Genomic DNA, 21,650 nt, shown 5'->3' with positions numbered 1-21,650 from the left:
TTCTCTGCCTCCGTTTGCGCCTCACCCCCGAGATATTCCCGACAAGAGGAAGCGCAGCCCTCTTCTTCTCGATCCAAATATCCCCACCGGAGGCTCCCGCCTCTTGCCAAGCGCGCGGCGCTCTGCTGATCTCGCGCCGATCAGCCAAGAGGACCTTCATGCCCCATCCGCTCAACCCCGCCCTCGCCGCCACCTTCCCGCCCCCGGTCATGGAGGCGCGGCGCTGGCTCGACGGGGTCGAGTTCACCGCCGATCGCCCGCTGATCAATGTCTCGCAGGCAGCCCCCGTCGATCCGCCGCCCGAGGCGCTGCGCCAAGCCATCGCCGAGGCCGCGCTGAACGATCCGCAGGCGCATCTCTACGGCCCCGTTCTGGGCCTTCCCGATCTGCGCGCGGAACTCGCGCATCAATGGTCGCTGGCCTATGGCGGCGAGGTCGCCGCGCGTCAGGTCGCGATCACCCAAGGCTGCAATCAGGCGTTCTGCGCGACGCTGGCCACGCTCGCAGGCCCGGGCGACGAGGTGATCCTGCCGACGCCTTGGTATTTCAATCACAAGATGTGGCTCGACATGGCGGGCGTGCACACGGTGCCGCTCGCCCCCGGCGCGGGGCTACTGCCCGATCCCGAGGAGGCCGCCGCGAAGATCACCGGCAAGACCCGGGCGATCGTGCTCGTCTCGCCCAACAACCCGGGCGGGGCGGAATATCCGGCCGAGCTGCTGCGCGCCTTCGCCGATCTGGCCAAGCGTCACAAGCTCGCGCTGATCGTGGACGAGACCTATCGCGACTTCGACTCGCGCAATGGAGCTCCGCATGACCTGTTCTCCGATCCCGACTGGCCGGACTATTTCATCCATCTCTATTCCTTCTCGAAAGCCTATCGCCTGACTGGGCATCGCGTCGGCGCCATCGTCGCAGGCGAGGCGCGCCTTGCAGAGGTCGAGAAATTCCTCGACACGGTGGCCATCTGCCCCTCGCAGCTTGGTCAGATGGCAGCGCTGTGGGGGATGGTCCACCTGTCGCAATGGGTCGCGGGCGAGCGCGAGGAAATCCTGCGCCGCCGCACCGCGATGGAGGCGGCCTTCGCCGATCTGGAAGGCTGGAAGATGCTGGGCTGCGGCGCCTATTTCGCCTATGTCACCCATCCCGATCCGCGGCCCTCTCCTGATTTCGCGCAGGCTCTGGTGCGCGAGGCGGGCGTGTTGATGCTGCCCGGCACGATGTTCATGCCGCAGGGCGCAAACGGAGCCGCGCAGCAGATGCGGATCGCCTTCGCGAATGTCGACAGTGACGGGATCGCGGCGCTGCGCGACCGGCTGGCGAGCCTCGCGCGCAGCTAGCCTTGCAGGCCAGTAATCAAAGCCCTAAACAGCGCCAAAAGACAATTCCCGAGGAGGACCCCCGATGAAGATGCGCAGCCACGGCAAGAGTGTCGTCGTCTGGATCTTGCTGGCCATGCTGATCCTTGGTCTCGGCGGTTTCGGGCTACGCAGCTTCTCCGGTTCGGCCAAGTCGGTCGGCGCGGTCGGCGAGACCAAGATCACCGTGGACGATTACGCTCGCGCGCTGCGTCAGGAAATGCAGCAGCGCTCGCAGCAGCTTGGCCAGGCGGTGACGATGGCGCAGATGAAGGCGTCGGGCGCGGACCAGCGGGTGCTGGGCAAGCTGATCGGTCAGGCCGCGATCGGTGAGGGCGCGCGGCGTCTTGGCGTCTCGGTCGGTGACAAGCAGCTGCAACAGAAGATCTACGACATCCCGGCCTTCCAGAACGCCTCGGGCAAGTTCGACCGCGAGACCTACAAGTTCGCGCTGCGCCAGCAAGGCTATTCCGAGCAGCAATTCGAAGCGCAGCTGCGCGACGATCTCGCCCGCTCGATCATTCAGGGCGCAGTCGCGGGCGGCGTGGATGCCCCCAAGCCTGTCGTGGATGCCTATACGCAATATGTCGGCGAGAAGCGCGGCTTCACTTGGGCGGAAGTGACGGAGAGCGATCTGACCAAGGCGATCCCGGATCCGACGGACGAGCAGCTCAAAACCTATTACAACGACCATATCGACCAGTTCACCGCGCCCGAGACGCGTGACATCACCTATGCCTGGCTGACGCCTGAGATGCTGGCCGACAAGGTGAAGATCGACGACGCCACGCTGAAGGCCGAATACGAGCGTCGGATCGACGAGTTCAAGCAGCCCGAAAAGCGCCTCGTGGAGCGTCTCGTCTATTCCGACATGGATGCCGCGAAAGCCGCTAAAGCCAAGCTGGACGGCGGCGCGACCTTTGCCGATCTTGCGAAGGATCGCGGCCTGACGCTGGACGATGCCGATCTGGGCGACGTGACTCGCGACGATCTGGGCAAGGCCGCCGACGCGGTCTTCTCCGCCGAAAACAACACCGTGGTCGGCCCCGTCGAGACCGATCTGGGCCCGGCGCTGTTCAAGGTGAACGGCATCATCGATGCTCAGGAGACCTCGTTCGCCGACGCGCGCGACGAACTGGCGGGCGATGCCGAGGCCGAGAAGGCGCGCAACGAGATCGGCAAGATGAGTGAAAACCTGCAGGACCGTCTGGCCGGAGGCGCGACTCTGGAGGAGATGGCCAAGGAAACCGACATGGAGCTTGGCCAGATCGGTTTCACCGCCGACAGCACCGACGGCATCGCGGGATATGACGAATTCCGCAAGGCGGCGAACGAGGCGACGACCGACGCCTATCCCGAGCTGCAGACCCTGTCGGATGGCGGCGTCTTCGCGTTGCGCCTGAACAAGATCGTGCCGCCCCAGCCCAAGCCCTTCGACGAGGTGAAGAGCGACGTGGCCGATGCGTGGCGCGCCGATCAGGTCGTGCAGGCGGAAGAGGCCCGCGCCAAGGAGATCGTCTCTGCGGTCGAGGGCGGCAAGTCGCTGGGCGAGACCGGCGTGCTGACCACCAAGGTGGCGAGCATCGGGCGCGGCGGCTATTCCGACGAACTGCCGCCGCCCGTGGTCTCGAAGGTCTTCAAGACCGAACCGGGCAAGCCGGCGCAGATCACCGCCAGCGGCAAGGTCTATGTCTTCGTCACCGACAAGGTCATCCCGGCGGATATGGAAGATGCTGACACCAAGCTGATCTCGGGTCAGATCGGCAAACAGCTGTCGAACTCGCTGGCCAATGACCTGCTCAATTTCTACGCGACCGCCGTGGAGTCGGAGGCCGGGCTCGATCTCGACAGCCAGACCGTGACCGCGGTGCAGTCGCAGATGCAGTAAGGAGGCCCGTCGTGGTCGCTCTCTCCCCCTCTTTCGAGGCGTTCGAGGAACGCTGGGCCAAGGGTGAAAATCAGTTGGTCTACGCCCGGCTCGCGGCCGATCTGGACACGCCCGTCTCGCTGATGCTCAAGCTCGCCGAGGCGCAGCCGAATTCCTTCATGCTGGAATCGGTGACCGGTGGCGAGGTGCGCGGACGCTACTCGATCGTCGGCATGAAGCCTGACGTGATCTGGGAGTGCCGGGGCGAACAGGCGCGGATCAACCGCTCGGCGCGCTTCGACGAGGCATGGGAAGATCTTCCGGGCCACCCGTTCGATAGCCTGCGGGCGCTGATCGCGGAGAGTCGCATCGACATGCCCGACGATCTGCCTGCCGCGGCGGCGGGTCTGTTCGGCTATCTCGGCTATGACACGATCCGGCTGGTGGAGAAGCTGCCGAACGTGAACCCCGATCCGTTGGGCGTACCCGACGCGATGCTGCTGCGCCCGTCGGTCGTCGCGGTGCTCGACGGGGTGAAGGGCGACGTGATCATCTGCGCGCCGGCCTTCCAGTCGGCCGGTCTGTCGGCGCGCGCCGCGTATGCGCAGGCCGCCGAGCGCGTCTCGGATGCGCTGCGCGATCTCGACCGCACGCCGGTCGAGAGCCGGGATCTGGGCGAGAGCCTGCAGGTCGGCGAGATGCGCTCGAACTTCACCAAGGAGGGCTACATGTCCGCCGTGGAGACCGCGAAGGATTACATCCGCGCGGGAGACATCTTCCAGGTGGTTCCGGCGCAGCGCTGGTCGGCGCATTTTCCGCTGCCGCCCTTCGCGCTTTACCGCAGCTTGCGACGCACGAACCCCTCCCCCTTCATGTTCTTCCTGAACTTCGGAGGCTTCCAGATCGTGGGCGCGTCGCCTGAAATCCTCGTGCGGGTCCGCGAGGGCGAGGTGACGATCCGCCCGATCGCGGGCACCCGCCCGCGCGGGACCACCCCTGCCGAGGACAAGGCGCTGGAAGAGGATCTGCTGGCCGACAAGAAGGAGCTGGCCGAGCACCTGATGCTGCTCGATCTCGGTCGCAACGATGTCGGCCGCGTCTCGAAGATCGGCTCCGTGCACCCGACCGAGAAGTTCATCATCGAGCGATACAGCCACGTCATGCATATCGTCTCGAACGTGGTGGGCGAGCTCAGCGACGATCAGGACGCGCTCTCGGCGCTGCTGGCCGGTCTGCCCGCGGGCACTGTCTCGGGCGCGCCCAAGGTTCGCGCAATGGAAATCATCGACGAGCTGGAGCCTGAGAAGCGCGGCATTTATGGCGGTGGCGTGGGCTATTTCGCGGCCAATGGCGAGATGGACATGTGCATCGCGCTGCGCACGGCGGTGGTGAAGGACAAGACGCTCTACATTCAGGCGGGCGGCGGCGTGGTCTATGACAGCGACCCCGAGGCGGAATGGCAGGAGACGGTCAATAAGTCCAAAGCGCTGCGCAAGGCCGCCGAGGATGCGGGGCTGTTCGTGGCGACACGCGGCAACGGCTGAGCACCGTCACCACAGGCGAAAAGAGAGAAACGCGGGCTTACTGGCCCGCGTTTTCCATTTTCGGCTCGGTCTCCGGGGCGGGCGCAGCTTGCGTCACGGTATCAAGTGCGAGCGCCGAGACCGGGGTGAGCGTCACCTTGTCCTGCGCGTCAACATACCAATCCTCGATCCCCTGGAACGACTCCGGCCAAGCGGACAGCATTACCACTACCGAGCCATTGCGCTCTGCTTCGAAATCGGCGCGCGCCAGCATCCGCGAGATCACGGCAGCCTTCTCGCGCCCGTCATCGATCACGCGCCAGACCTGCGCGCGCGGCAGATCGGCGGAGGTCGCGATCTGGTTGGCGCTGTCGAACCCCTTCTTCTGCGTGACCACGCCCAGCCCGCTGCGCCCGAGCGCCGAGACCATCTGACGCGCGAGCGGACGGTTGTTCTGGAACTGCGGCTCCGGCGGCTCCACGACGGCGACGGCCTCGGGGATCACGTGACGCCACGCCTCGAGCGCCACCTCGACATCCTCGGGGGCGGCATTGGCGGGCAGACCGGACGCAAGGATCGCGACCTCGAACCCCGCCGCGCGGAAGGCTTTGGCATCTTCGGCAGCGCCGTCCCGGGTTGGATCGATCGCGATGGTCATCGGCAGATCGCTCGCCGTGATCGTCGCCGGATCGAGCCCGCCCCTCGCCACGCCCGGATCGATCAGAACCAGCGAAATCTCCGGCTTGTCGCCGGCTGGCGCGGGGGCTGCGAATTTCTCGATCGGGCTCAGGTCAGCCGCATCGACCTGCGCGGTCCCCGGCGCATCCTGCGCGCCGCCGCCGTCAGGTCCGTCCCCGAGGGAGGGCGGCGCCGAAGGCGTCACCTGCGGCAAGCGATCCACCACGACGCCGGGCGCTGATTTGAACCCGCTCGCGGGCTTGCCCGGCATCGAGGGCACATCCTGCAACGAGAAGATGCGCGGCTTGGTCGGCACCGCATCCCCGCCTTGCGGGAGGGCGCGCCCAGCGGGCAGGTCCGGGCTTGCCGATGGGTCGGTCGAAATCTCGGGTTTATCCGCCTGCGCGGTGTCGATCCCCTCCCCGTCGGACGGCAACCGATCAGGTGCGGGCATGTCCGCCAAGGACGGAGCCGTTTGGGGCTCCGCTTTGGGGGGCGTCAGTTTGGCCCCGGGCAGTGCGGGTATATCGGTCGCGGCGACAGCCGTATTCCCCTGATCGGCGGGCGGCGTTGCTTTCTCGGGCGCTTTCGGCGGCTGCAAGCTCACCTCCGGCAAGGCGGGCATCTCGGCTGCGGGCGCATTTTCTGCAGTCATATCCGGCTGCGCCTCGCGGGCGGCGGGCGTCGTCGCAGGTGTGTCCATTGTCGGCGCACTCTTCGCCGACGCGACATTCGGGGCTTCCGGCGATGTCTCGCGCGCAGGCGCGGGCTCGATCACCGGCGCAACCTCGGGTGCGGTGTCGGGCGCAGGCGCACCTTGCAGAGCGGAAGGCGGGACGCTGGCCGGTTGCGCGCCCGCCTCCGGCGCGATCGGCGCGGCGAGCGCGACCGTCTCGCCTTGCGCTTCGGGACGCGGCTCGGCCATGTCGGTCGACATCTCGGGGCGCGCGGCGCTTTGGATTTCGTCGGCACTGGGCGGCGCGAGGCTTGGCTGCGGCTCGGACACGCGGGGCGCCCGGGTTGGCGCCGACAGCGGCGCCCCGTCCGGGGTCGGCATCGCGGGCGTTCGATCGGTCGCCGGGCGCGAGAAATCGGAGCCCGCGGGCAAGTCCACATTCGCGGGTTCTTCGGGCGTCGGGCTTCCGGCGAGCTTGATCTCCGCGCCGGGCTCTTTCGGGGCCGGGAAGATCAACGACATCACCGCCGTGCCGAAAACCGCGACCAGCAGACCGGCCAGCCCGCCCTTCATCACAGATCGCATCATTGCCTGCCTCCATCTTCACCGCTCTTGATACGCGGCTTTTCCCGGGGACTGCCCTTGACCCCGGCCCTTCGCTGATAGCATCTATAGCCCGACCCGATCCCCGGTTCACCCCCCTTGATAGGCGCATCCGCGCCTGACCGCATCGGGGACACCGGGGGCCAACAAACGAAAGGGCCCGGCCATGCTGCTGCTCATCGATAATTATGACAGCTTCACCTACAATTTGGTGCACTATTTTGGCGAGCTGGGCGCCGATGTGAAGGTCTGGCGTAACGACGCGCTGAACGTTCAGGACGCGATGGGCATGGGTGCCGAGGCGATCGTACTCTCGCCCGGCCCTTGCGATCCCGATCAAGCCGGCATCTGCCTGCCGCTGGTGATGGCCGCGGCCGAGGCCAAGCTACCCCTGTTCGGCGTCTGTCTGGGGCATCAGACCATCGGTCAGGCCTTCGGCGGGAAAGTCGTGCGCGCCTCCGAGATCGTGCATGGCAAGATGGGCGAGATCCGCCACGAGGGCAAAGGCTGCTTCAAGGGCCTGCCCTCTCCGCTGAAAGCCACGCGCTACCACTCGCTGATCGTGGAGCGCGAGAGCCTGCCCGACTGCCTCGAGATCACCGCCGAGCTGGATGACGGCACGATCATGGGGCTGCGCCATCGCGAGTTGCCGATCGAGGGCGTGCAGTTCCACCCGGAATCCATCGCCTCCGAGCATGGCCACGCTATGCTGAAGAATTTCCTGACAGAGGCAGGCGTCAGCCTGAAGGTGCCCGCATGAGCCAGCCCATGAGCGAAGCGATGAAGCCGCTGATCTACTCGGCCTCCGAGGGTCCGCTGAGCCGCGCGCAGGCGGAGATGGCCTTCGAAATCCTGTTCAACGGCGAAGCTTCTCCCGCGCAGGTCGGCGGCTTGTTGATGGCGCTGAGGGCGCGCGGGGAATCCGTGTCGGAATATGCCGCTGCCGCCGCCGCGATGCGCGCGAAATGCGTGCCGGTCAAAGCCCCCGAAGGCGCAATCGACATCGTCGGGACCGGCGGCGACGGGATGCACACGCTCAACATCTCGACGGCTGCGGCCTTCGTCGTGGCGGGCGCGGGCGTTCCGGTCGCAAAGCATGGCAACCGCGCGGCCTCGTCGAAATCGGGCACGGCGGATGTGCAGTCCGAGCTCGGCATTGACGTGATGGCGGGGCCGGAGGCGACAGAGCGCGGTCTGGCCGAGGCGAATATCGGCTTCATGATGGCGCAGATCCACCACCCCGCGATGCGTCATGTCGGGTCGGTGCGTCAGGAGTTGGGCTGCAAGACGATCTTCAACATCCTCGGCCCGCTGACCAACCCCGCAGGCGTGAAGCGACAGCTGACCGGGGCCTTCGCGCCCGACCTGATCTTCCCGATGGCCGAGACGTTGCAGATGCTCGGCGCCGAGAAGGCATGGCTTGTCCATGGCTCGGACGGCACCGACGAGATCACCATCTGCGGCACGACCGAAGTCGCCGCGCTGGAAAACGGCCGGATCGAGTCGATCCAGATCCACCCCGAGGATGCAGGGTTGCCCGTCCATCGCTTCCGCGATCTGATCGGCGGCACCGCAGCCGAGAACGCCGCCGCCCTGCGCGCACTGCTCGAGGGGGAGCCCTCGGCCTATCGCGACGCGGTGATCTTCAACGCCGCCGCCGCGCTCGTCGTGGCCGACAAGGTCTCGGACCTGAAATCCGGGGCGGAAATGGCGGCCGAGAGCATCGACAGCGGAAAGGCCAAGACCGCTCTGGAAACGCTGGCCCGCATCACGCAGGAGGTCGCCGGATGAGCACGATCCTCGACAAGATCAAGGCCTACAAGCTTGAAGAGATCAAAGCGGCCAAAGCCGCCCGCCCGCTGAGCGAGGTTGAAACTCAGGCCATGGCGCAGGCGCCCACGCGCGGTTTTGCCAACGCCCTGACCGCGAAGGCGGAAACGGGCTACGGGCTGATCGCCGAGATCAAGAAGGCCTCGCCGTCCAAAGGACTGATCCGCCCCGATTTCGACCCGCCCGCGCTGGCCAAAGCCTATGAGGCAGGCGGCGCGGCCTGCCTGTCGGTGCTGACCGACACGCCGTCTTTTCAGGGCGCGCCGGAATTCCTGTCGGCGGCGCGTGCGGCCTGCTCGCTGCCCGCGCTGCGCAAGGATTTCCTCTATGACACCTATCAGGTCGCGGAGGCCCGCGCCTGGGGCGCCGATTGCATCCTGATCATCATGGCTTCGGTCGAGGATGATCTTGCGGCTGAGCTGGAAGACGCAGCCTTTGGTTGGGGCATGGATGTGCTGGTCGAAGTGCATGACATGGAAGAGACCGAACGCGCGCTCAAACACCTGAGGTCGCCGCTTCTGGGCGTGAACAACCGCAACCTGAAGACCTTCGAGGTCACGCTCGACGTGACCCGCGAACTTGCACCGAGCATCCTCGCCGAGGGCCGCGATCTGGTCTGCGAAAGCGGCATCTTCACCCGCGACGACATGGCCGCGATGGCCGAGGTCGGCGCGCGCCGCTTCCTGATCGGTGAAAGCCTGATGCGGCAGGACGATGTCGCGGGCGCCACCCGGACGCTTCTGGAGGTCGCATGAGTCTGTCGCATTTCGACAAGGACGGTCAGGCCCATATGGTCGACGTCTCCGATAAGGACGTGACCGACCGCATCGCCGTGGCCGAGGGGCGCGTGGTGATGCTGCCCGAGACGCTGGATTATGTCCTGAAGGGCACCGCGAAGAAGGGCGACGTTCTGGGCATCGCGCGGATCGCGGGCATCATGGCCGCGAAGAAGACCTCCGATCTGATCCCGCTCTGTCACCCGCTGCCGATCACCAAGGTCACGCTCGATCTGGAACCCGACGAGGCGCTGCCCGGTGTGCGCATCCGCGCCACCCTGAAAACCTCGGGGCAGACCGGCGTCGAGATGGAGGCGCTGACCGCCGTGTCGGCGGCGGCGCTGACGGTCTATGACATGCTCAAGGCGGTCGAGAAATCCATGCAGATCGAGGGTATCCGCGTCGTGCTGAAAGACGGCGGGAAATCCGGCAAATACGAGGCTGAAGGGAGCGCAACATGAGCCTGTTGCCCGTCGAAGAAGCGCTTGAAAAGGTTCTGACGCTGGTCGAACCGCTGGGTACCGAACGCGTGAGCCTGCGTCATGCGCTCGGTCGTGTGATGGCGGAGCCCGCGACCGCGCAATTGACCCAGCCGCCCTTCTCGGGCTCGGCGATGGATGGCTATTGGCTCGACAAGGCCGACCACCTGCCCGGCGCGACGCTGACCGTCGAGGGCGAAGCCGCCGCGGGTCGCGGCTATGAGGGTCAGCCCAAGCCCGGCCAGGCGGTACGCATTTTCACCGGCGCGCCAGTGCCGGGGCCGAATGGCGTGGTCGTGCTGCAGGAGAACGTGACGCGCGAAGGCGACACGATCACGCTGCCGCAAGAGCTTGATAGCAATACCAATATCCGGCCGAAGGGTCAGGATTTCGCGCAAGGCGAGAGCTTCTGCCCCGACCGCCCGCTGACCGCGCGCGACCTCGGGCTGCTGGCGGCGATGAACGTGCCCGCCCTCACCGTGCGCCGCCGCCCCATCGTCGCGATCATCGCGACTGGAGACGAGTTGGTGATGCCGGGCGAAGAGCCGGGGCCGGACCAGATCATCTGCTCCAACAGCTTCATCGTCGCGGCATTGGCCGAGCGCATGGGCGCAGAAGCGCGCATGCTGCCGATCGCTCGCGACGACCGCGACAGTCTGCGCACCGTGTTCGACCTCGCGAAGGGCGCCGATATGGTGGTGACCTCCGGTGGCGCCTCGGTCGGCGCGCATGATCTTGTGGGCGACGTGGCCGAGGAACTGGGACTCGAACGCAGCTTCTGGAAGATCGCGATGCGCCCGGGCAAGCCCTTGATGGCGGGCCGGATGGGCGAGGCCGCGATGCTGGGCCTTCCGGGCAACCCGGTCTCGGCAACGGTCTGTGCCGAACTGTTCCTGCGCCCGATGCTGCGCAAGCTTTCGGGCCTGCCGCCCGAAACGCGCGTGAAACAGGCAATCCTCGCGACCGATACCGGCCCCACCGGTCCGCGCACGCATTACATGCGCGCCACGCTCGTGCCCGGCGATCCCCTGCCCCGCGTCACGCCCTTCGACAACCAGGACTCCGCGATGCTGAGCCTCCTGTCGCAGGCCGATTGCCTGCTGATCCGCCCCATCGGCGACGGGCCGCGCAAGGCGGGCGAGACGGTCGAGATCCTGCCGCTCGACTGAGCCGCGCCCGCCTCGGCCGTTGACAGCCCCCGTGAACAAGGGTAGAACAATCCTTGAACATGTGCCTTGACCGGGGAACGGAGGGTCGCGGATGCTGACGCGCAAGCAGCTGGAATTGCTAGAATTCATTCAAAAACGGATGATGAAGGACGGTGTTCCGCCCTCTTTCGACGAGATGAAGGACGCGCTGGACCTGCGCTCCAAGTCCGGTATCCACCGGCTGATCACCGCACTGGAAGAACGCGGCTTCATCCGCCGTCTCGCCCACCGGGCCCGCGCGATCGAGATCGTGAAACTGCCCGAGGCGCTCGAGAAGAAATTCGGCGCGCCAGCGACCGAGGATACAGGAAGCTTCGCACCCAAAGTGATCGAGGGGGACAAGGCCGATCCGCCGCGCGGCGCGATGCCGGTTGACGTGATCCACGCGCTGGAACTGCCGGTGATGGGCCGGATCGCCGCCGGTGTCCCGATAGAGGCGATTTCGGAAGTTTCGCATCACGTCGCCGTTCCGGGCTCGATGCTGAGCGGACGCGGGGAGCATTACGCGCTCGAGGTCAAAGGCGACTCGATGATCGAGGCCGGGATCAACGATGGCGACGTCGTGGTGATCCGCGAACAGGGCACGGCGGATAACGGCGATATCGTGGTTGCCTTGGTCGAAGGCCATGAGGCCACGCTGAAGCGTTTCTACCGTCGCAGCGGAATGATCGCGCTGGAGGCCGCCAACCCGGCCTATGAGACGCGGCTCCTGCGCGACGATCAGGTGAAGGTGCAGGGTCGCCTCGTCGGGCTGATCCGCAGCTACTGACATCCATTGAGTTTCTGGAAAAGGGCGTCCTGCGGGGCGCTTTTTTTCATTTGCTGCGCCGGTGGCAGAGGGCGGAGCCTCCGGCGGGCATATTTGCGAAGAGCGAAGGTCAGGGGCGCGTCCAGAGACGGCGACCCTTGACTTGCGCGGTCGTCGTGATTTCCCCGGCTGCACTGATCGCGACCGCGCCGGTTCCGCGCTGGCGCTGCGCGTCCCACAGATCGCAAGGGCCTGTGGCGCTGTCGAATTTGGCTGAGGTTACGACAATTCCGCCTTTGGCGCAGACCGCAGGCAGGGCGTCTTGCACGGCTTTTCCCGTGAAATGGGCAAGCTGCGCCCCGCGAAACTGCGCAATCCGCGCGCCGCGCGGCCCGGAGAATGCAGGCCGCGCGGCCGCCACCTCCAGCGTCGCCGCGTCGCCATCCGCCGCAAGCCAGCGGTCCGAGATGAACCCCGCGCCGGGTTTCGACAGAGCCCGGCCTAGCGGCGTCATCACCCCGACCTGCCGGCCCTCGGGTGCGATCAGAAGTGCAGGTCGCTCGTCGTCGGCGCGCAGCCAAAACACGCAAGCCGTGGCAATCAGGCCAATGCTCGCTGTCCGTCCCGCGCCGCGGGTCAGGATCAGCCCCAAGGCTCCAAGCGCGATCAGCGGCAGCACATAAGGCCCCGGTTGAACGATGGCGAGAACGGAGCCATCGAGGTCGCTGACCCATCGCGCGACGCGCAAGATCCACGCCGTACCCTGCCCCACCGCCCAAAGCGCGGGGCCGCTCAGACCGAAGGGGGCCAGCAGCGCCGCGAGGACCCCCATCGGCATGATCACCAGCCCCATTGCGGGCACCGCGAACAGGTTCGCCAGAACCCCGTATTCCGACAGCCGGTGGAACTGCGCGGCCACGATCGGCGCCGTAGCCGCTCCAGCGATGAGCGAGGTCGCGACCAGCATCAGCGCGGGCCGCAGAAGCCGCGGCAGGTAGCGCGCGGCGCGGGTCCACGGCCCGAGCATCACGATCAGCGCGGTTGTCGCCGCGAAGGACATCTGGAAGCCGGGCGCGGTCAGGCTCTCTGGTTGCCAGATCAGCAAGAGCGTGGCGGCGAGCGCGACGGTCCGCAGGCTCAGCGCGCGCCGGTCGAAAAGAACGGCGAGGAGCATGATCGACACCATGATCCAGGCCCGCTGGGTCGATACCGCAGGCCCCGCGAGCCACAGATAGGCGCTGGCCGCGATCAGCGCCGCAATGGCGGCCAATTTCTTCGTGGGCCAGATCAGCGCGGGTCGGCCTGCCAGCGCCAGCCCGTAGCGCACGAGTCCAAAGACGAAACCCGCGAGGATTCCCATATGCAGCCCCGAGATCGCGATCAGATGCGCGAGGCCGGAGCGGCGCATAGCCTCGCGCGAGGCCTCGCTCAGACCCGAGCGGTCGCCGGTCATCAGCGCTGCGGCGACCGCACCGGGCTGGCCCGCGATCCGCGCCTGAATCGCCGTAGAGAGCCGCATCCGCGCGCGATGCGCCGCCATCGCCCAATCACCGGGATCGGGCGGCGCGACCCGCATCACCGGCGCGCGGGTATAGCCGATCGCGCCGAGGCGATCGAACCAGGCGGTGCGGCGGAAATCGTAGTCCCGGGGCGCGGCTGGCGGCGGCGGGGGCGAGAGATTCGCCGTGAGCATGACCTGCGCGCCGGGTTCAGGGGTGAACTCGCTCTGATCGCCATGCAGCGTGACCCGGACCCGCGCGGGCGTATTTCCGGGGGCGACCCGGTCGATCCGCACCTGATCCAGCGTCAGCCGGATCAGGTCCGAGCGCGCGCGGTCAATCTTCACGATCCGCCCGGCGACGGGGCCGTAATAGCGGTATTGCAGCACCGGCGCTGCGACGAGATGGGCGCGTAGCCCCGCCAGCAACAGGCCCAGAGCCGCGAGGGCAATGAGTGCCGCCGGCAGCCGAAACCATACCGCGCCACGCAGCCAAAGCGTCAGAGAGATCGCGCAGATCGCGAGCGCGGTCAGGTAGATAAGCCAGCCCGGCTCCACCTTGAGCGTGAAATACGCACCGACCCCGCCCCCGAGCGCCACCGGCATCCACAGGAAAAGCTGCGCCCGCGCCCGCACCAAGGCACCAAGCGGATCGGAGAGACCAGCGAAAAGCGCCGCGATCAGACGAGAGCTGCGGCCCGCGCCCTTTGCGCCCTCCGGCAGCGCCCAGTCGCCCGGTTCCGCATTGATCGCCATGCTTGTCCTCGGCCCCGTCCCTGCTTATGCATCGAGCCGAGAAAGCCTATGCGCTTGATGGTTTCCGAAAGGTAAAGGCGGGCCGGTGAGAGCCCGCGAAGAAAGGCTCCGACATGTCCGACCAGATTGTCACCCGTTTCGCCCCCTCGCCCACCGGCTATCTGCATATCGGCGGTGCGCGCACGGCGCTGTTCAACTGGCTCTATGCACGCGGGCGCGGCGGTAAATTCCTGCTGCGTATCGAGGATACCGACCGTGAACGCTCGACCCCGGAGGCGACGGCAGCGATCCTGCAGGGGCTCGAATGGCTGGGGCTCGACTATGACGGCGAGGTGGTGAGCCAAGCCGCGGGCGCGGCCCGCCACGCCGAGGTCGCCCATAAGATGCTGGAGAAAGGCCACGCCTACAAATGTTTCTCCACGCAGGAAGAGATCGCGGCCTTCCGCGAGGACCCGGCGAACAAGGGCCAGATGTTCCCCTCGCCGTGGCGCGACGCCGATCCCGCGACCCATCCGGACGCGCCCTACGTGATCCGGCTGAAAGCCCCGCGCGAGGGCACGACCGTGATCCAGGACGCGGTGCAGGGCGAAGTGACGATCCGCAACGATCAGCTCGATGACATGATTTGTTTACGTTCGGATGGCACACCGACCTACATGCTGGCCGTTGTCGTCGATGACCATGATATGGGCGTGACCCATGTGATCCGCGGGGACGACCATCTCGTCAATGCCGCGCGGCAGATGCTGGTCTATCGCGCGATGGATTGGGACGTGCCGACCTTTGCGCATATCCCGCTGATTCACGGTCCCGACGGCAAGAAGCTGTCGAAGCGCCACGGCGCGGTGGGCCTCGAGCAGTATCAGGCGATGGGCTACCCGGCGACGGGCATGCGCAACTACCTCGCGCGGCTCGGCTGGAGCCATGGCGACGACGAATTCTTCACCGACGAACAGGCGAAGGAATGGTTCGACATCACCGGCATCAACAAGGCGCCGGCGCGGCTCGATTTCAAGAAGCTCGAGAATATCTGCGGCCAGCATATCGCGGTCACCGACGAGGCCGAATTGCTGCGCGAAATCGAAGGTTATCTCGCAGCTGCAGAAAAACCGTCGCTGGATGACGCACAGAAATCTGCGCTTATGCGCACGCTTCCCGTGGTAAAGGGATCAGCGAAACTTCTGCCGCAACTAATTGAAAAGGCACACTTCTCTCTGACGCAGCGCCCGATCGAGATCGAAGAGAAAGCGGCCAAGGCACTGGATGATGTATCCCGTGGTATACTGAGTGAATTGACCTTTGCGCTGCAACGCGCTAATTGGTCGCGGGAAGACCTGGAAGCCGCTGTCGGACAGGTTGCCGAAGCGCATGGGCTTGGCCTTGGGAAGGTCGCAGCTCCGATGCGGGCGGCCTTGGCGGGACGTGCGGCAACCCCCAGCGTATTCGATATGATGCTCGTTTTGGGCCGGGAGGAGACTCTGGCTCGACTCGACGATCAGGCGGCCTGAGGCCTGGCCGCCCTCTCCGGACGACTGTCCGGACGCGATAGACCGGCGCGGCCCAGCCGGAGGATGAAAGGGAATTTACATGGCAGACAACTCGAAGACCGCCACGCTCTCGCTTGACGGACAAACCTATGAGCTTCCCGTGCTCTCGCCCTCGGCTGGTCCCGACGTGCTCGATATCCGCAAGCTCTATGGCCAAGCCGACGTCTTCACCTACGATCCGGGCTTCACCTCGACCGCAGCCTGCGAATCCAAGATCACCTTCATCGACGGTGCCAAGGGTGAGCTGCTGTATCGTGGCTATCCGATCGACCAACTCGCGTCGAAGTCGCATTACCTCGAAGTGTGCTACCTGCTGCTCTACGGGGAACTGCCGACCAAGGCGCAGATGGAAGATTTCGAGTTCCGCGTGACGCGTCACACGATGATCCACGAGCAGATGAAGCAGTTCTTCCAGGGCTTCCGCCGTGACAGCCACCCGATGGCGACCATGGTCGGCGTCGTGGGCGCGCTGTCTGCCTTCTATCACGACAGCCTCGACATCTCGGACCCGTGGCAACGCGAAGTCGCCTCGATCCGCCTGATCGCGAAACTGCCGACGATCGCCGCGATGGCCTACAAGTATTCGATCGGTCAGCCCTTCGTCTATCCGAAGAACGAGCTGAGCTACGCCGAGAACTTCCTGCACATGTGCTTCTCGGTCCCGGCCGAAGACTACAAGATCGAGCCTGCGCTGGCCCGTGCAATGGACCGGATTTTCACGCTCCATGCCGATCACGAGCAGAACGCCTCGACCTCGACCGTGCGTCTGGCGGGCTCCTCGGGCGCGAACCCGTTCGCCTGTATCGCGGCCGGCATCGCCTGCCTCTGGGGCCCCGCCCACGGCGGCGCCAACCAAGCCTGCCTCGAGATGCTGCGCGAAATCGGCACCGTCGACCAGATCCCGGAATACATCAAGCGCGCCAAGGACAAGGACGATCCCTTCCGCCTGATGGGCTTCGGTCACCGCGTCTACAAGAACTTCGACCCGCGTGCGAAGGTCATGAAGGAATCGGCGGACGAGGTGCTCGACCTGCTCGGCATCCACGACAACGAGACGCTTCAGGTCGCCAAGGAACTGGAGAAGATCGCTCTGGAGGACGAATATTTCGTCTCCAAGAAGCTCTATCCGAACGTCGACTTCTACTCGGGCATCATCCTCGAGGCGATGGGCTTCCCGACCTCGATGTTCACCCCGATCTTCGCGCTGTCGCGCACCGTCGGCTGGATCTCGCAGTGGAAAGAGATGATCGAGGATCCGACCGGCAAGATCGGTCGCCCGCGTCAGCTCTATACCGGCGCGACCTACCGCGATTACGTCGATCTCGAGAAGCGCTGAGCATAGACCAGATCATTGCGGGCCGGAGGGGAAACCTTCCGGCCCGTTTTCCATTCTGCTACCCCGGTGACAGGGGACGGCGCCCCGCTTGGCTGCGCCGGCCTCCCCCCGGGATAATCACGAAAGAGCGAAGACATAGCTGACCGTCTGACATACCGCCCGCATCATTTTCTCTGCTCGCTCGGGTTCATGGGGAAGGGATATTCGGATGCCTTCACTGCGAACATGACCGATATCGTCGAGGGGCGACTGCGGCGTGCGGAAGGGGCGGCGGTGGAGATCGAAGTGGTGGGCGCGGCCGATGACATCTGCGGTCCCTGCCCGTCGCGGCGCGGGTCCGGTTGCACCGGGCAGGCGAAGATCGACCGGCTGGATGCAGCCCATGCGAAGGCATTGGGAATTGCGCCGGGCGATGTGCTCAGCTGGGGCGAGGCGCTGGAGCGGATGGCCGCCCTGCCCGCCGATGTCCACCAGACGATCTGCGCCGAGTGCCAATGGCTGAGCGAGGGCATGTGCGAAGCCGCTCTCGCTCGGCTTCAGGGCAAAGCGTAACGCCATTCCCAGCCGGGGGCAGCGCTTCGATTTCGAGGCAGGGTTCCGCCGCGTCTGCGCGGCGCCGACCAGCTACCCGCGACGGCGAGTGGCGCAACCGCCATTGCGCAGCATTGCTAAGCGGGCCGACTCGCCCGCGCGCAAATTCGCAAATCATCGGGAGAGGCGCGGATCGTGCATCTGACGCTTGCGCGAAGGCGGGCGTGGTGGCAAGAAACGCGCCATGAGCACGGATCAGACCCAAGACCCTTCGCAGGGCAAGAAACTGGCGCTAGTCACCGGCGCTTCGCGTGGCCTCGGCGGGGCGATTGCAGAGGCCTTGGCCGAAGACGGCTGGCATATCATGGCCGTCGCGCGGACCACCGGCGCGCTGGAAGAACTCGACGACCGGATTCAGGCGAAGGGCGGGACCGCTTCGCTCGGCCCGCTGGACGTGACCGACCCCGATCAGATGGCGCATCTCGCACAGTCGATCGGCGCGCGCTGGGGCGGGCTCGATCTCTGGGTGCATACCGCGATCCATGCCGCGCCGCTCTCGCCGACGGGGCATATCGACGCCAAGGAACTGGCCAATTCGGTCAAGGTGAACGTGACCGCGACCGCGCAGCTGATCGGGCTGATCGAGCCGCTGCTGCTCGCCCGCCAAGGCACCGCGCTGGCCTTCGACGATCCGCGTGCGGGCCAGAAATTCTTCGGCATCTACGGGGCGACGAAAGCGGCACAGATGGCGATGCTGCGCTCGTGGCAGGCGGAGACCGTCAAGATCGGGCCGCGCGTGGTCATCGCCGAGCCTGCGCCGATGGCGACCGCCTTGCGCGGGCGGTTCTTCCCCGGCGAGGATCGCGACGCTCTCGCCGATCGCCATGCCGAAGCACGGCGTATCCTCGACACGCTCTGACGCCCCGGCCAAACGCCGCGGACCGCTTGGCCTGCGGCGCTTTGGCGACACATCCAGGCTGTTGCCTGCCCCCGCTTTACCCTTCATCCACTGCAAGGTAAGCATCGGGTGACGCGACGGGGAACTGGGGGCAACATGCGTATTCTCATCACCAATGACGACGGCATCGACGCGCCGGGTCTGGCCGTTCTTCTCGAGATCGCCGAAGAACTCGCAGGTCCCGATGGAGAGGTCTGGACGGTCGCGCCCGCCTTCGAGCAATCGGGCGTGGGCCATTGCATCTCCTACACCCGGCCGATGATGATCTCGAAGCTGGCAGAGCGCCGTTTCGCAGCCGAAGGCAGCCCCGCCGACTGCGTGATGGCCGGGCTTTACGACGTGCTGGAAGGGCAGCGGCCCGATCTGGTGCTCTCGGGCGTGAACCGGGGCAACAACTCCGCCGACAACGCGCTCTATTCCGGCACGTTGGGCGGCGCGATGGAGGCGGCGCTGCAAGGGGTGCCCGCGATTGCCCTGTCTCAATTCATCGGCCCCGAGGTCTTCAATGCCCCCGACATGTTCGAGGCGGCGCGGGTGCATGGCGCGGGGCTCGTGCGCAAGCTCCTCGATCAGGGCATCTGGGACGATGGCGATTACCGGGTGTTCTACAATGTCAATTTCCCGCCGGTGCTGGCAGCCGACGTCAAGGGCCACAAGGTCGCCGCCCAAGGCTTCCGCAAGGATTGCTTCTTCTCGACCGAGGCGCACCACGCGCCCTCGGGGCGGCGATTCCTGTGGATCAAGGGTGGCCCGCAGCATACGCCGACGCAGCCGGGCACCGATGCCGCCGTCAACCTCGACGGCTATATCTCGGTCACGCCGATGCGCGCCGATCTGACGGCGCATGACGTGATCGCCGATCTGGAGGCCCGTCTGGGATGAGCGAGGATGCGGAAGAGGATCTGGCCGAGCGCAAGATGCGGTTCCTCTTCGCACTGCGCTCCAAGGGCGTGACCGACGCGCGCACGCTGCACGCGATGGAGGGGATCGACCGCGGCCAGTTTGTGCGCGGTATCTTCGCCGATCGTGCCTATGAGGACATGCCCCTGCCGATCGCCTGCGGACAGACCATCTCGCAACCTTCGATCGTGGGGCTGATGACCCAGGCCGCGGATGTCGGCTCGCGCGATACCGTGCTCGAGATCGGCACCGGATCGGGCTATCAGGCAGCCATCCTGAGTCAGCTCGCCCGACGGGTCTACACGGTGGATCGCCACAAGCGCCTCGTGCGCGAGGCCGAGGGCGTCTTCACGGCGCTGCGGCTCACCAATATCGTTGCGATTTCCGGCGACGGCTCGCATGGGCTGCCCGATCAGGCGCCCTTTGATCGAATCATCGTGACTGCCGCCGCGGAAGACCCTCCCGGGCCGCTCTTGGCCCAGCTGAAGATCGGGGGTATCATGGTTCTGCCCGTGGGCCAGTCGGACACGGTGCAAAGCCTGATCCGGGTGCGCCGGCTCGAGACGGGCTTCGATTACGAAGAATTGCGTCCGGTGCGCTTCGTCCCCCTTGTAGAGGGCGTGGCAAACGACTGAGTGGCAGGCAAGAACGGACCCCGTAGAGGTCTGAGAGACAGTGAGGACGAGCGGATGGCAACGAAGAATTCCCGGCTGCGGCTGATCCTGGCAGGTGGAGTCGCGCTGACGGCGCTGGCCGCCTGTAACCCGAACGGGTTCGATCTGGACATGCGCGGCTACGGCAATGGCGGGCTCGACACGAGCGCGGCTGCCCGGCAGGCCGTACAGGATCGCCCGCGCCCGAATGCGCAGGGCATCATCACCTACCCGAATTATCAGGTCGTCGTGGCGCGCCGCGGCGATACGGTCAACTCCGTCGCACAACGCATCGGCACCGATCCCGGCGCGCTGGCCCGCTACAACGCGGTCGCGCCCGACGCGGTGCTGAACGCGGGCGAAGTGCTGGCCCTGCCCAACAAGGTCGCGACGACAGGCGGCACCGCGGCGCCGGGCAATTCCAGTGCACTGACCTCAGAGACGATCGACATCACCTCGCTCGCGTCGAACGCGATCGACAAGGCGCAGGCGAACCAGCCCGCGAAGGCGACCCCGGCTTCGGCCCCGGTCTCCACAACCAGCCCCGAGCCGATCCGCCACAAGGTCGCGCGTGGCGAGACCGCCTACTCCATCGCGCGCTACTATTCGGTGCCGGTGAAGGCACTGGCCGAATGGAACGGGCTACCCAACGATCTGCGCGTGCGTGAAGGTCAGATGCTGATCATCCCGGTCGCCTCCGGCCGCCAACCTCCGAAGGTCGAGACCGCTACGGCTACGACGGCGCCCGGCACCGGCTCGCCGACCCCGGTACCGCCCTCCGCCGCAGAGCCCCTGCCCGACAAGACGCCGCCGAAAGCCTCCGAGCCGGTCAAGACCCAGACCCCGGACATGAGCACCGATCGCACCAAGGCGTCGGACACGTCGAAGATGATGATGCCGGTTCCCGGCTCGATCATCCGCCCCTACAAGAAGGGCAAGAACGACGGTGTCGATATCTCCGCGTCGGCCGGAACTGCGGTGAAAGCCGCCGAGAGCGGCACCGTGCTGCTGATCAGCCAGGACACCGACGATGTCGCCTTCCTCGCGATCAAGCATCCCGACAATCTGGTGACGGTCTATTACAACGTGACCGGCATCACGGTGAAGAAAGGCGCGAGCGTCAAGCGCGGCCAGACCATCGCGAAGGTCGCGTCCGGCGATCAGGGCTATCTGCATTTCGAGGTCCGCAAGGGGATCGATTCCGTCGATCCGATGCCGTACCTCAACTGATCTTGCGCGGCGGGCCGGAGATATTCCGGTCTGCCCGCGCCCCTGCCCGCCTAGCCCGCAACAGGCGCGAGCAGCAGACAGCTCTCGCTGTTGAGCACCCCCGGAATTTCCCGAATATCGCGCAAGGCCCGGTCGAACTCGCCCAGAGTCTCGGCCCGGATTTCCGCCACCAGATCCCAGTTTCCATTGGTCGCGAAAACCGTCGTGACCTCCGGGATCCGGTGCAGCGCCCGGATCACAGCGCGCGACATCTTGCCCTGTAACTCGACCAGCGTGATCGCACGCACCTGCCCCTCGACATCGGTCTCGGTCTCGATGGTAAAGCGCCGGATCTGCCCCGACGCCACCAGCGCCTCCAGCCGGGCGCGTGCTGTGGTGCGCGACACCCCCACCTGCAGCGCAAGATCAGTCACCGAGAGCCGCGCGTCCGCCCGCAATGCGGTCAGGATCGCGCGGTCCGTATCGTCGAGCTGCATCGCCCCTCCGTTTTGATCA

General features: G+C 66.1%; 19 protein-coding genes. 16 read left to right on the top strand and 3 right to left on the bottom strand.

The window, feature by feature from the left end:
* Window positions 1-158 precede the first annotated feature (158 nt).
* From B6V73_RS06940 to trpE, 3 genes are all read left to right on the top strand, one after another.
* The gene (locus tag B6V73_RS06940; RefSeq protein WP_075775652.1) at window positions 159-1,340 is read left to right on the top strand and encodes an aminotransferase; all 1,182 of its coding nucleotides are present in this window, start codon (window positions 159-161) and stop codon (window positions 1,338-1,340) included.
* Between the two features lie 64 nt (window positions 1,341-1,404).
* The gene (locus tag B6V73_RS06935; RefSeq protein WP_088720181.1) at window positions 1,405-3,246 is read left to right on the top strand and encodes a SurA N-terminal domain-containing protein; all 1,842 of its coding nucleotides are present in this window, start codon (window positions 1,405-1,407) and stop codon (window positions 3,244-3,246) included.
* A gap of 11 nt (window positions 3,247-3,257) precedes the next feature.
* A complete protein-coding gene (gene trpE, locus B6V73_RS06930) occupies window positions 3,258-4,769 on the top strand; it encodes an anthranilate synthase component I (protein ID WP_088724863.1) in 1,512 nt (503 codons plus the stop codon).
* A 37-nt stretch (window positions 4,770-4,806) separates the two neighbouring features.
* On the opposite strand, the gene B6V73_RS06925 is transcribed toward trpE, so the two are convergent.
* On the bottom strand, window positions 4,807-6,690 hold the full coding sequence (locus B6V73_RS06925; RefSeq protein WP_088724862.1) for a divergent polysaccharide deacetylase family protein: 1,884 nt from the start codon (window positions 6,688-6,690) through the stop codon (window positions 4,807-4,809).
* Window positions 6,691-6,871: 181 nt separating this feature from the next.
* On the opposite strand from B6V73_RS06925, the gene B6V73_RS06920 reads away from it, so the two are divergent.
* From B6V73_RS06920 to lexA, 6 genes are all read left to right on the top strand, one after another.
* Window positions 6,872-7,465 carry an aminodeoxychorismate/anthranilate synthase component II gene (locus B6V73_RS06920; RefSeq protein WP_075775655.1) on the top strand — a complete coding sequence of 198 codons (594 nt, stop codon included), beginning with the start codon at window positions 6,872-6,874 and terminating at the stop codon, window positions 7,463-7,465.
* Between the two features lie 8 nt (window positions 7,466-7,473).
* Window positions 7,474-8,496, top strand: a complete 1,023-nt coding sequence (gene trpD / locus B6V73_RS06915; protein ID WP_088724861.1) for an anthranilate phosphoribosyltransferase — start codon at window positions 7,474-7,476, stop codon at window positions 8,494-8,496.
* Window positions 8,493-9,290, top strand: a complete 798-nt coding sequence (gene trpC, locus B6V73_RS06910; protein WP_088724860.1) for an indole-3-glycerol phosphate synthase TrpC — start codon at window positions 8,493-8,495, stop codon at window positions 9,288-9,290. The genes trpD and trpC overlap by 4 nt, the downstream gene beginning before the upstream one ends.
* Window positions 9,287-9,772: a cyclic pyranopterin monophosphate synthase MoaC gene (moaC, locus tag B6V73_RS06905; RefSeq protein WP_088724859.1), complete on the top strand. Its 486-nt coding sequence runs from the start codon at window positions 9,287-9,289 to the stop codon at window positions 9,770-9,772. The genes trpC and moaC overlap by 4 nt, the downstream gene beginning before the upstream one ends.
* Before the next feature lie 2 nt (window positions 9,773-9,774).
* A complete protein-coding gene (gene glp / locus B6V73_RS06900) occupies window positions 9,775-10,959 on the top strand; it encodes a gephyrin-like molybdotransferase Glp (protein ID WP_088724960.1) in 1,185 nt (394 codons plus the stop codon).
* Window positions 10,960-11,050: 91 nt separating this feature from the next.
* Window positions 11,051-11,767, top strand: a complete 717-nt coding sequence (gene lexA / locus B6V73_RS06895) for a transcriptional repressor LexA (RefSeq protein WP_075775659.1) — start codon at window positions 11,051-11,053, stop codon at window positions 11,765-11,767.
* A 109-nt stretch (window positions 11,768-11,876) separates the two neighbouring features.
* On the opposite strand, the gene B6V73_RS06890 is transcribed toward lexA, so the two are convergent.
* Window positions 11,877-14,000: a ComEC/Rec2 family competence protein gene (locus B6V73_RS06890; protein ID WP_088724858.1), complete on the bottom strand. Its 2,124-nt coding sequence runs from the start codon at window positions 13,998-14,000 to the stop codon at window positions 11,877-11,879.
* A gap of 113 nt (window positions 14,001-14,113) precedes the next feature.
* On the opposite strand from B6V73_RS06890, the gene gltX reads away from it, so the two are divergent.
* The 7 genes from gltX to B6V73_RS06855 all read left to right on the top strand — a co-directional run bounded on the left by gltX (window position 14,114) and on the right by B6V73_RS06855 (window position 21,155).
* The gene (gene gltX / locus B6V73_RS06885; RefSeq protein ID WP_075775660.1) at window positions 14,114-15,508 is read left to right on the top strand and encodes a glutamate--tRNA ligase; all 1,395 of its coding nucleotides are present in this window, start codon (window positions 14,114-14,116) and stop codon (window positions 15,506-15,508) included.
* A 79-nt stretch (window positions 15,509-15,587) separates the two neighbouring features.
* A complete protein-coding gene (gene gltA / locus B6V73_RS06880) occupies window positions 15,588-16,883 on the top strand; it encodes a citrate synthase (protein WP_075775661.1) in 1,296 nt (431 codons plus the stop codon).
* A 189-nt stretch (window positions 16,884-17,072) separates the two neighbouring features.
* Window positions 17,073-17,435 (top strand): DUF1284 domain-containing protein, encoded by a 363-nt coding sequence (locus tag B6V73_RS06875; protein ID WP_088724857.1) that lies wholly within the window; start codon window positions 17,073-17,075, stop codon window positions 17,433-17,435.
* A 223-nt stretch (window positions 17,436-17,658) separates the two neighbouring features.
* The gene (locus tag B6V73_RS06870) at window positions 17,659-18,333 is read left to right on the top strand and encodes an SDR family oxidoreductase (protein WP_088720175.1); all 675 of its coding nucleotides are present in this window, start codon (window positions 17,659-17,661) and stop codon (window positions 18,331-18,333) included.
* A 135-nt stretch (window positions 18,334-18,468) separates the two neighbouring features.
* Complete coding sequence (surE, locus tag B6V73_RS06865; protein ID WP_088720174.1) at window positions 18,469-19,254, top strand: 5'/3'-nucleotidase SurE; 786 nt, start codon at window positions 18,469-18,471, stop codon at window positions 19,252-19,254.
* The gene (locus B6V73_RS06860) at window positions 19,251-19,907 is read left to right on the top strand and encodes a protein-L-isoaspartate(D-aspartate) O-methyltransferase (RefSeq protein ID WP_075775665.1); all 657 of its coding nucleotides are present in this window, start codon (window positions 19,251-19,253) and stop codon (window positions 19,905-19,907) included. Before surE ends, B6V73_RS06860 begins: the two co-directional genes overlap by 4 nt.
* Before the next feature lie 54 nt (window positions 19,908-19,961).
* Complete coding sequence (locus B6V73_RS06855; RefSeq protein ID WP_088724856.1) at window positions 19,962-21,155, top strand: LysM peptidoglycan-binding domain-containing protein; 1,194 nt, start codon at window positions 19,962-19,964, stop codon at window positions 21,153-21,155.
* Between the two features lie 50 nt (window positions 21,156-21,205).
* Here the strand turns inward: B6V73_RS06855 and B6V73_RS06850 are convergent, their stop codons facing one another.
* Entirely contained in the window at window positions 21,206-21,631 is a 426-nt protein-coding gene (locus B6V73_RS06850; RefSeq protein ID WP_075775667.1) for an Lrp/AsnC family transcriptional regulator, read from the bottom strand.
* Window positions 21,632-21,650: the final 19 nt, after the last annotated feature.

The sequence above is a fragment of the Thioclava sp. JM3 genome (genome assembly GCF_002213185.1).
GTDB classification, from domain to species: domain Bacteria; phylum Pseudomonadota; class Alphaproteobacteria; order Rhodobacterales; family Rhodobacteraceae; genus Thioclava; species Thioclava nitratireducens.
This window is presented reverse-complemented; position numbering and strand designations above follow the sequence as displayed.